This is a genomic window from Streptomyces sp. NPDC058157, assembly GCF_042884105.1.
GTDB lineage: Bacteria > Actinomycetota > Actinomycetes > Streptomycetales > Streptomycetaceae > Streptomyces.
In genome coordinates this window covers 1-9,101 of sequence record NZ_JBHVUQ010000244.1, presented here as the reverse complement: position 1 = coordinate 9,101, position 9,101 = coordinate 1, and the positions used below count along the sequence as shown (strand labels likewise).

Genomic DNA, 9,101 nt, shown 5'->3' with positions numbered 1-9,101 from the left:
CCCCGCCCCCTGCTCCGAACCCGGCCCGGCGGCCCCCTGGCCCCCGGTCTCCCGGTCTCCCGGCCCCCCGGTCTCCCGGCCCCGGTCTCCCGGCCCTGGCCTCCCGGCCCCGGCCCCCCGGTCTCCCGGCCCACCGGCCCACCGGCCCACCGGCCTCCCCGCCCGGCGCGGGCCGGCTGCCCTATCCCGCCGCGCCCGTCGCCGCCCCGGCCAGCCGCTCGCCCAGTGCGGCCGCCGCGCGGGCCAGGAACTCCGGCCCCCGCACCGTGAACTCCAGCCCCGTCAGCGCCATCCGCGCCGCCAGCCACTCCGGCGCGTCCCCGCTCTCGAAGCGCACCCGCGACCCTCGCCCCTCCGCCACCGCCCCTTCCCGCAGCCACTCCGGCAGCTCCTGCGGCGGCGCCGCGAAGGACACGTCCGCCGCATAGGTCTCCCCGCCCCGCAGCCCGCGCCGCACGAACTCCGCCGCCTCCATCGGCAGCGGCCGCGGGGTGAACCGCGCCCCCGTCGGGAACGGCTCGCTCACCCGGTCCACCCGGAAGGTGCGCCAGTCGGCCCGCTCCAGGTCGAAGGCCACCAGGTACCACCGGCTGCCCGTGCTGACCAGCCGGTACGGCTCCACCAGCCGCCGCGAGTCCACCCCGTCCCGGGCCCGGTACGCGAACCGCAGCCGCTCCGGCCCCGCCACCGCCGCGGCCATCGCCGTCAGCGTCCGCGGGTCCACGCTCGGCCCGTCGCCCCGGGTCACCGCCACCGTGGCCGACTGCAGCGCCCCCACCCGGCGCCGCAGCCGGGCCGGCAGCACCTGCTCCAGCTTGGCCAGCGCCCGCACGGACGCCTCCTCGACCCCCTCGATCGCATGCCCGGCCCCCGCCCGCAGCCCCACCGCGATGGCCACGGCCTCCTCGTCGTCCAGCAGCAGCGGCGGCATCGCCGCGCCCGCCACCAGCCGGTACCCGCCGACCGCGCCCAGCGTGGCCTCCACCGGGTACCCCAGGTCCCGCAGCCGCTCGATGTCCCGCCGGATCGTCCGCGCGCTCACGCCCAGCCGCTCCGCCAGCTCGCTGCCCGGCCACTCGCGCGGGGTCTGGAGCAGGGACAGCAGGGTGAGCAGCCGGGCGGGAGTGTCGTTCATGTTTCAAGATTGCCAGGTAAATAGGACACACCTTGGCCTAGATGCCGTCTAGGTTTCTCCCCATGAGCACCGAGACGCCCACAGCATCGCCCGAAAGAGAGAACGGGCCCGTACGAGAAGAGGGGAACGCGGCCGCCGCGGCGGCACCCGCAGCCACCGGAGCCGCCGACGCCGCCACCCCCGACGCCCCGGCCGACGCCCCGGCCGACCGCCTGCGCTGGCTGGCGCTGGCCATCGTGATGACCGCGTCCTTCATGGACCTGGTCGACGTCACGATCGTCAACATCGCGATACCCAGCATGCGCCAGGACTTCGGCGCCTCGACCAGCGCCATCCAGTGGATCACCGCGGGCTACGCGCTCGCCTTCGCCGCCGGCCTGATCACCGGCGGCCGTCTCGGTGACATCTACGGCCGCAAGCGCCTCTTCCTCGTCGGCGTCGCCGGCTTCACCGCCGCCTCGCTGCTCTGCGGCATCGCGGCCGACCCGGGCATGCTCGTCGCCTCCCGCCTGCTCCAGGGCGGCATGGCGGCGATGATGGTCCCCCAGGTCCTCGCGATCATCCACGTCACCTTCCCGCCGCACGAGCGCGGCAAGGTCTTCGGCATGTTCGGCGCGATCGTCGGCCTCGGCGCGGTCTCCGGCCCGCTGCTGGGCGCGCTGCTCACCGAGTGGAACCTCTTCGGCCTCGAATGGCGCACGATCTTCCTGATCAACCTGCCCGTCGGCATCGCCGCCGTGATCCTGGGCCGCAAGTACATCTCCGAGTCCAAGGCCCCCAAGGCCCTGCGCCTCGACCTGGTCGGCGTCGTCCTCGCGACCCTCGCCCTGGTCCTGCTGATCTACCCGCTCACCCAGGGCCGGGAGAACGACTGGCCGGTGTGGGGCTTCGTCTGCATGATCGCCTCGCCGCTCGTCTTCGCCGCGTTCATCGCCTACGAGAAGTACAAGATCAAGAAGGACGGCTCCCCGCTGGTCGAGCTCTCCCTCTTCCAGGTCAAGAGCTTCGCCGGCGGCATCACCGTCCAGCTCGCCTTCGGCCTGGCCACCGGCATCTTCTTCCTGGTCTGGACGCTCTACATGCAGATGGGCCTCGGCTGGACCCCGCTGCACGCCGGCAGCACCGGCATCCCCTTCTCCATCGCCGTCTCCGTCGCCGCCGGCCTCTCCGTCGAGAAGCTCGTCCCCCGCTTCGGCCGCAAGGTGCTCCAGGCCGGCGCGCTGGTGATGGCCGCGGGCCTGCTGCTCTACATCTGGGAGTCCCAGCGCTACGGCATGGAGATCTCCTCCTGGCAGATGGCCCCGCCGCTGATCGTCATGGGCATCGGCATGGGCCTGATCGTCGCCCCGCTGAACGACACCATCCTGTCCCAGGTGCCGCGCGAGCACGCCGGCTCGGCCTCCGGCCTGATCAACACCACCGGCCAGATGGGCAACGCCCTCGGCCTCGCCCTGACCTCCGTGGTCTTCTTCGGGTCGATCGAGGACGACCGGATCCTCGGCGCCCCCTACGTCGACGCCTTCCGCGGGGCGCTGTGGTGGGTCGTGGCGGTGCTCGTCGTGATCTTCGCGGTGATGTTCGTCCTGCCGCGCAAGCAGGTCCCGCTCTCGGAGCGCGAGGGCGCCGTGGAGCAGGCCTGAGCCCGCAGGCGCACCCGCACGGACATGCCCGCCCCCGAGGGGCGGGCATGTCCGTTTTTCTTGGTTTCTTCCCCCTTGTGGGCGTACGGTGGGGGAGCATCCACGCAAACGGGCAGGAACCGGAAGCAAACCCACATGTACGCACCCGAGCGCCAGCAGGAGATCCTGCGCCTGGCCCGCGAGGCCGGGCGGGTCGACGTGCTCTCCCTCGCCGGGCGCTTCCAGGTCACCGCCGAGACCGTCCGCCGCGACCTGACCGCCCTCGACCGGGCCGGACTGCTGCGCCGGGTCCACGGCGGGGCCATCCCGGCCGGCCGCCTCGGCTTCGAGCCCGACCTCACCGCCCGCGAGAGCACCGCCGGGGACGAGAAGGACCGCATCGCCGCCGCGGCCCTCGCCGAGCTCCCGGCCGGCGGCAGCGTCATCCTCGACGCCGGCAGCACCGTCGCCCGCCTCGCCGACCGCATCCCCCTCGACACCGCCCTCACCGTGGTCACCCACGCCCTGCCCGTCGCCGCCCGCCTCGCCGGCCACACCGGCGTCGACCTCCACCTGGTCGGCGGCCGGATCCGCCACCGCACCCGGGCCGCCGTCGACGCCTGGGCGCTGCGCGCCTACGCCGAGATCCACGCCGACGTCCTCTTCCTCGCCACCAACGGCTTCGGCGTCCGGGCCGGACTGACCACCCCCGACCTGGCCGAGGCCGCCGTCAAGCGGGCCGCGATCGCCGCCGCCCGCCGGGTGGTGCTGCTCGCCGACTCGGCCAAGGCCGGCCAGGAACGCTTCGCCCGCTTCGGCTCCCTCCGCGACGTCTCCCTCCTGATCACCGATACCGGGCTCGCCCCGGCCGAGAAGGCGGCCATCGAGGCCGCCGGTACGGAAGTCGTGCTCGTATGATCCTGACCGTCACCCCCAACCCCTCCCTCGACCGGACCTACGAGATCCCCTCGCTGGGCCGCGGCGAGGTGCTCCGGGCCGCCGCCGGTGACCGGGTCGAGCCCGGCGGCAAGGGGGTCAACGTCTCCCGGGCCGTCGCCGCGGCCGGCGTGCCCACCACCGCCGTGCTCCCGCTCGGCGGCACCCCCGGCGCCCTGCTCGCCGAACTCCTCGGCGCCCAGGGGGTGGACGTCACCGCCGTCTCCGTCGCCGGGCAGACCCGCTCCAACATCTCCCTGGCCGAACCCGACGGAACCCTGACGAAGGTCAACGCGGCGGGGCCGCGACTCTCCGCGCGGGAGGCAGCCCTGCTGCTGGACACCGTCCGCACCTGCGCGGGCGGCCCCGAGTGGATCGCCTGCTGCGGCAGCCTGCCGCCCGGCCCCGGACCCGGCTGGTACGCCGAACTCGTCGCGCGGGCCCGGGAGACGGGGGCCCGCGTCGCCCTCGACACCTCGGGCCCGGCCCTGCTCGCCGCCCTGCCGGCCCGCCCGGACCTGATCAAGCCGAACGCGGCGGAGCTCGCCGAGGCGGTGGGCCGCCCCCTGGCCACCCTCGGCGACGCCGTCAAGGCCGCCGGGGAACTGCTCGCACGGGGCGCCGGCGCGGTCCTGGCCTCCCTCGGCCCGCAGGGCCAGCTCCTGGTCGACGCCGAGGGCGCCTTCCACGGGACGGCGCCGGTCACCGCCGTCCGCAGCGACGTCGGCGCGGGCGACGCCGCCCTGGCCGGCTTCCTCGTCGCCGGCGGCCACGGCCCCGCCGCCCTCGCCGCGGCCCTGGCCCACGGCGCGGCCGCCGTACGCCTCCCCGGCAGCGCGATGCCGACCCCCGCCGACCTGCGCCCGGAGGAGGTCCGCATCACGCGCGACCTCCCCCTGGACCTGCCGCTCGGGACCCCGTAGCGCTACCGGACCCGCGTGCGCAGCTCCATCGCCCCGCGCGCGGCGGCCTCGCTCCCGTAGACCTCGCACATGTGGCGCCCGTCGGGCGTGGCCGTGTGCTCGACCTCCCACAGGCTGAGCTCGGTCCCGTCCAGCAGGACGAACGCGTGCTCGTACAGGCTGAATCCCGCGTCCCGCCCGTCGGCCAGGGACTGCCGGCCGCCGAAGGCCTGGGTGATCTGGTGCGCGTACGCCGACCGCAGCAGCTCCGCCGTCTCCGGCCCGGGGCGGTCGGTGTTCTCCGCGCGCCGCAGCACCCGGCGGGCGTGGTCGGCGGAGTCCTCCACCGCGTACTCCCGGTGCCGCTCCCGCGGATCCGGGGCGGCGAACAGGGCGCTCAGCAGGGCCAGATCCTCCTCCGTCCCGTCCGCGCCCCAGCTCCGCGCCTCCTCCTCGGCCGCGTCCGGCCCGGGCGGCGGCGCGAGGACCGGATCCGCCGCGGCCTCGCCGAACAGCCGGGCCCCGGCCAGCGCGAGCTCGTCCCGCCCGGCGAACACCTCGTGCCGGCTGGCGCGGTCACCCCTCATCCGGTACGCCAGCTCCCACAGGGAAGCCGTCTCGCCGTCGGCGAGCAGGTAGGTGTGCCGGTGGGTCTCCCGCCACAGCCCCGCCGACGGGCTGTGGTGCGTCGTGTAGAGGGAGGAGCTGTGGGCGAGCGCGCTGCCGAGGCGCTCGACCAACGCGTCGGGAAGGTCGAAGGAGTTGAGGGCGCGGCCCAGGAGTCGCTCGAGGTGCGCCTCGGTTGTCTCGTACGGATCGCTCAAGGTGGGCTCCAGGCCGTCGCAGCTTGTCACTTCGCGGAAGCACAACGTAGCCCCTGGCTCTGACATCACGTCCGGGATTCGGTAAAACGTCCGGGAAGCATCAGGGGTTCCCGCCACACCTTCAGGTCAACTTGCCCGGGAATAGCCCATGTTCGTAAGGGTTTGCGGTGGTGCGCGGGACTATGGGCGGCATGGCAACGAACACAGTGGACGTCCCGCGCCAGCGGCGCCGCTCCCGTACCCGCTCCGAGGACGAACCGGACGCCCCCCGGTCCCTGGCCTGGCTGCTGGTGGCCACCGGGGCCGCCGGACTGCTGGCCTCCTGGGTGATCACCCTCGACAAGTTCCTCCTGCTGGAGGACCCGGACTTCAAGCCCGCGTGCAGCCTCAACCCCGTCGTCTCCTGCGGCAGCGTCATGAAAAGCGCCCAGGCCGCCGTCTTCGGCTTCCCCAACCCGATGCTCGGACTGGCCACCTACGGGGTCGTGGTCTGCGTCGGCGCCGGACTGCTCGCCGGGGCCCGCCACAGCCGCTGGTTCTGGCTGGGACTGAACGCCGGCACCGCCTTCGGCACCGGCTTCTGCGCCTGGCTGATGGTCCAGTCGCTCTACGAGATCAACGCCCTGTGCCTGTGGTGCTGCCTGGCCTGGACGGCGACCCTGCTGATGTTCTGGGCGGTCACGGCCCACAACGTCCGCACCGGCCGGCTGCCCGCGCCCGCCCCGCTGCGGGCGTTCTTCGCCGACTTCGCCTGGGCCCCGCCCGCCCTGCACCTCGGGGTGATCGGGATGCTGGTCCTGACCCGGTGGTGGGACTTCTGGACGGGGTGACCGGGGCGGCCCCACGCGTACGAGGGCCCCGGCGGCTGGACGCCGCCGGGGCCCTCGTCACTTCGCTCCACGGGCTGACGCGGCCCTAGACCAGGAGGGGTGGAGCTCGGTCAGCTGCCGGAGGAGACGTTGCCGGAGAGGACCGGGATGTTGTCCAGGATGTGCGAGAGCGGCTCGTCGCCCTTGGCCTGGGTGGAGTTCTCGGTGCACTGCTGGTTCTGCGGGTTGGACAGGACGTTGATGTCCTGGACACCGACGTTGAGCAGGGCGACCAGCGACTGGGCGTTGACCTTGACCGGGAGGCCGACGCAGGGCTTGTTGAGGGTGCCCTGGACCAGGCTGAGCTGGGGGCTCTGGTCGCCGGTGGTCTTCTGGTTGCCGTAGATCTGCTGGGCACCGTTGCCGTTGACGGTGTTGATCCCGTTGTCGTTGCCGATGGCCATGGCCGGGGCGGCGGCGGCAGCGCCGGCGCCGACGGCAACGGCGGAGACCGCGGCGGCGGTCATGATCTTCTTGAGCATCATCGATCCTTTTGTCGCACGAGTGCCCGCTAGTGGAGCGCCCTGATCAACCGGCCGCCGCGGGGCATGGTTGCGCTGCTTCACTCGAACGGCCCGTACGGGCCCGGGTTTTCCCCGGGGTGGGTGAGACCGCTGCGGACACCTGCGCGAAGCCCGTACGCAGCGCCATGCGCGCGCGGGGGCGCCCGGGCTCCGGTTGCGCTCCGTCGAGGGTGTTCGCACGGTGGGTGAGTAATCGGACTATTCCGGTCCGCTTGCGCGACCACCTCGAAGGATTCCCCATGCACTCCACCAAGGCGTCCCGCCTCCGCGTCCTCGTCCCGTCGGCCCTCGCCGTCGTCATACTGTCCGGCGCGGCCGTCCCCGCGGGCGCCGCGGACGGCCAGGGCGCCGCCGCCGTCGAAAGGAAGGCGGCGGCCGTGCAGCAGCAGATCGAACGGCTGGAGGGGGCGGCGGAATCGCAGGAGCGGGTCGCGGCCGGCCCGATCGACGACCTCCTCGCAAGCCTCACGAAGACCCTCTCGGACCTGCTGGGCTCGCTCACGGGCCTGCTCGGCGGGATCAAGCTCCCGGAGATCAAACTCCCCGAGATCAAGATCCCCGACGTCAAGCTGCCGGATCTCCCGGTCACCGTCCCCAAACTGCCCGACCTCCCGGTCACCGTTCCCGCGGTGCCGGCGGTCCCGGCGGTGCCCGGGGCGGCACCGGCGGTCCCGGCCGTCCCGAGCGTCCCCGACGTCCAGATCCCCGACATCCCCATCGCCGACTAGCGGCCGGCAGCGGCGGACCCGACGGGCGGCATGGTTACGACTATTGGGCTGAACAGGTCAGATCCGGCCGTCGGCCGTGTCGTCCGGGAAGGTGGACCGTTTCGCTCGGTGTGAGCCCCGGGACCGGGGCAGGACATTCGAACGAGAAGGTGCACTCCCCATGAACTCTGCTGCCAAGAAGGCCGCCGTGGCCCTGGCCTCCGCTGGTCTCGCCGTGGCCGGTGCCGCCGGTGCCGCTTCCGCCGACGCCCAGGCCGAGGGTGCGGCCGTGGGCTCCCCGGGTGTCCTCTCGGGCAACCTGGTCCAGGTTCCGGTCCACGTCCCGGTCAACGTCTGCGGCAACTCCGTGAACGTCATCGGCGCCCTGAACCCGGCGTTCGGCAACGTCTGCGTCAACGACTGACGTTCCGCGCAGTCGGCACCACGTGACCGTGGGCGCCACCGGCCTCGCCGGTGGCGCCCACGGTCGTGTCGGGAGCCTCGACGGCAGCCCCCCGGGCGTCACTTGCCGCCGTTGAGCTCCACTCCGCCCAGCAGCGGGGAGGCCTTGGTCGCGCCGTTCGCCAGGCCCAGGGCCGTGCCGGGCACGTCGTTGCGGATCTTGTTGACGCTCTGCGCGGTGTGGACCACCTTGCCGACCGTGTCGCCCTGCTCGGCCAGCGCGTTGCCCGCCGTCTGGGGGAGCGCCTCGGAGACGGGGTTCACGGCGTTCAGCACCTCGGTCACTCCGCCCGTCGCGCTCATGGGGGGCATGGCGGGGGCGTCGGCCGCGAAGGCGGGGGCCGTGGCGCCGAGAGCGGCGACGGAACCGACGACGACGGCGGCGACCTGGGAGAGCTTCATTGTCGAAATCCTCTTCTTTTCGTGGACCGAGGCGGCAGCGGCGACCGGCTCGCCGCTTTCGTCCTGCGTAACGATTCCCGGCCGCTCCGGAAACGCCGGCCGGGCGGGCGCACGGCAGCGGCCGGAGAATCCGACGATGGATTCTCCGGCCGATATTTCTTCCGATTACCGGTATTCCCGTCAGGCGGCCGCGGACCTCCGGTAGAGAATGGCGCCGCCGAGGACGAGCGCCGAGGCGAGGGCCGCCATGGCGCCCAGCTCACCCGCGCCGGTGGCCGCCAGCTGCGGCCCCGCGTGGGCGGGGGCCGGTGCCGGGGCGGGCGCGGGGAGGGTCACCGGAGGAGCGGTGACGGGAGCGGGCGCCGGAGCGGGCGCGGGCGCCGGGGGCAGGTGCACCGGGAGGTCGCCGGCCGGGGCGGCCGGGGGCTGGTCGGCCGGCGGGGCGACGTCCGGTACGGGCGCGGGGGCCGGGGCCGGCCACTCGGGCTGGCTGCCGTGCGGGGGCCGGGGCGCCGGGGCCTCCTGCGCGGGCGGCGCGGGGGCCGGGGCGGGTGCCGGGAGGGTGTGCGGCTGCTCCTCCGCCGGGGCGGGGAGGGTGTGCGGCTGCTCCTCGACCGGGGCCGGGAGCGTCTCGGCGTGCTCCTGCGGCGGCACGGGGGCCGGGGCGGGCGGGGCCGGCGGCGCGGGGGCGGGCGCCGGAACGGGAGCGGGCGCCGGGGCG

Annotated in this window: 10 protein-coding genes and 1 pseudogene; 6 read left to right on the top strand and 5 right to left on the bottom strand. The window is 74.2% G+C overall.

Going from position 1 to position 9,101, the window contains the following annotated elements:
* Nucleotides 1-181 precede the first annotated feature (181 nt).
* Entirely contained in the window at nt 182-1,135 is a 954-nt protein-coding gene (locus ACFVXK_RS34205) for a helix-turn-helix transcriptional regulator (RefSeq protein WP_389619785.1), read from the bottom strand.
* A gap of 62 nt (nt 1,136-1,197) precedes the next feature.
* Between ACFVXK_RS34205 and ACFVXK_RS34200 the strand changes: the two genes are divergently transcribed.
* The 3 genes from ACFVXK_RS34200 (at nt 1,198) to pfkB (ending at nt 4,613) form a co-directional block, all read left to right on the top strand.
* Nucleotides 1,198-2,775: an MFS transporter gene (locus ACFVXK_RS34200; RefSeq protein WP_389619782.1), complete on the top strand. Its 1,578-nt coding sequence runs from the start codon at nt 1,198-1,200 to the stop codon at nt 2,773-2,775.
* A 135-nt stretch (nt 2,776-2,910) separates the two neighbouring features.
* Nucleotides 2,911-3,672, top strand: a complete 762-nt coding sequence (locus tag ACFVXK_RS34195) for a DeoR/GlpR family DNA-binding transcription regulator (RefSeq protein ID WP_389619779.1) — start codon at nt 2,911-2,913, stop codon at nt 3,670-3,672.
* Nucleotides 3,669-4,613: a 1-phosphofructokinase gene (gene pfkB / locus ACFVXK_RS34190; RefSeq protein ID WP_389619776.1), complete on the top strand. Its 945-nt coding sequence runs from the start codon at nt 3,669-3,671 to the stop codon at nt 4,611-4,613. Before ACFVXK_RS34195 ends, pfkB begins: the two co-directional genes overlap by 4 nt.
* 2 nt (nt 4,614-4,615) lie before the next feature.
* Here the strand turns inward: pfkB and ACFVXK_RS34185 are convergent, their stop codons facing one another.
* The gene (locus tag ACFVXK_RS34185; RefSeq protein ID WP_389619773.1) at nt 4,616-5,416 is read right to left on the bottom strand and encodes a DUF6227 family protein; all 801 of its coding nucleotides are present in this window, start codon (nt 5,414-5,416) and stop codon (nt 4,616-4,618) included.
* A 191-nt stretch (nt 5,417-5,607) separates the two neighbouring features.
* On the opposite strand from ACFVXK_RS34185, the gene ACFVXK_RS34180 reads away from it, so the two are divergent.
* Nucleotides 5,608-6,246, top strand: coding sequence for a vitamin K epoxide reductase family protein (locus ACFVXK_RS34180; RefSeq protein WP_389619770.1), 639 nt, complete (start codon nt 5,608-5,610; stop codon nt 6,244-6,246).
* Between the two features lie 110 nt (nt 6,247-6,356).
* Here ACFVXK_RS34180 and ACFVXK_RS34175 read toward each other — a convergent pair whose 3' ends face one another.
* Nucleotides 6,357-6,767, bottom strand: coding sequence for a rodlin (locus ACFVXK_RS34175; RefSeq protein WP_389619767.1), 411 nt, complete (start codon nt 6,765-6,767; stop codon nt 6,357-6,359).
* 281 nt (nt 6,768-7,048) lie between these two features.
* Here ACFVXK_RS34175 and ACFVXK_RS34170 point away from each other — a divergent pair, with 281 nt between their 5' ends.
* Together ACFVXK_RS34170 and ACFVXK_RS34165 are read left to right on the top strand one after the other, a co-directional pair.
* Entirely contained in the window at nt 7,049-7,537 is a 489-nt protein-coding gene (locus ACFVXK_RS34170; RefSeq protein ID WP_389619764.1) for a hypothetical protein, read from the top strand.
* 160 nt (nt 7,538-7,697) lie between these two features.
* Entirely contained in the window at nt 7,698-7,940 is a 243-nt protein-coding gene (locus ACFVXK_RS34165; protein ID WP_358897238.1) for a chaplin, read from the top strand.
* Between the two features lie 98 nt (nt 7,941-8,038).
* Here ACFVXK_RS34165 and ACFVXK_RS34160 read toward each other — a convergent pair whose 3' ends face one another.
* Together ACFVXK_RS34160 and ACFVXK_RS34155 are read right to left on the bottom strand one after the other, a co-directional pair.
* Entirely contained in the window at nt 8,039-8,380 is a 342-nt protein-coding gene (locus ACFVXK_RS34160) for a hypothetical protein (RefSeq protein WP_358897240.1), read from the bottom strand.
* A gap of 180 nt (nt 8,381-8,560) precedes the next feature.
* Nucleotides 8,561-9,101 (bottom strand): annotated as a pseudogene (locus ACFVXK_RS34155) (hypothetical protein); the annotation flags it as partial.

Coding starts and splice junctions, on each gene's coding strand:
- ACFVXK_RS34170 (WP_389619764.1), top strand. CDS start 7,049: ATGCACTCCACCAAGGCGTCCCGCCTCCGCGTCCTCGTCCCGTCGGCC.
- ACFVXK_RS34160 (WP_358897240.1), bottom strand. CDS start 8,380: ATGAAGCTCTCCCAGGTCGCCGCCGTCGTCGTCGGTTCCGTCGCCGCT.
- ACFVXK_RS34165 (WP_358897238.1), top strand. CDS start 7,698: ATGAACTCTGCTGCCAAGAAGGCCGCCGTGGCCCTGGCCTCCGCTGGT.
- ACFVXK_RS34200 (WP_389619782.1), top strand. CDS start 1,198: ATGAGCACCGAGACGCCCACAGCATCGCCCGAAAGAGAGAACGGGCCC.
- ACFVXK_RS34205 (WP_389619785.1), bottom strand. CDS start 1,135: ATGAACGACACTCCCGCCCGGCTGCTCACCCTGCTGTCCCTGCTCCAG.
- ACFVXK_RS34175 (WP_389619767.1), bottom strand. CDS start 6,767: ATGCTCAAGAAGATCATGACCGCCGCCGCGGTCTCCGCCGTTGCCGTC.
- ACFVXK_RS34195 (WP_389619779.1), top strand. CDS start 2,911: ATGTACGCACCCGAGCGCCAGCAGGAGATCCTGCGCCTGGCCCGCGAG.
- ACFVXK_RS34180 (WP_389619770.1), top strand. CDS start 5,608: ATGGCAACGAACACAGTGGACGTCCCGCGCCAGCGGCGCCGCTCCCGT.
- pfkB (WP_389619776.1), top strand. CDS start 3,669: ATGATCCTGACCGTCACCCCCAACCCCTCCCTCGACCGGACCTACGAG.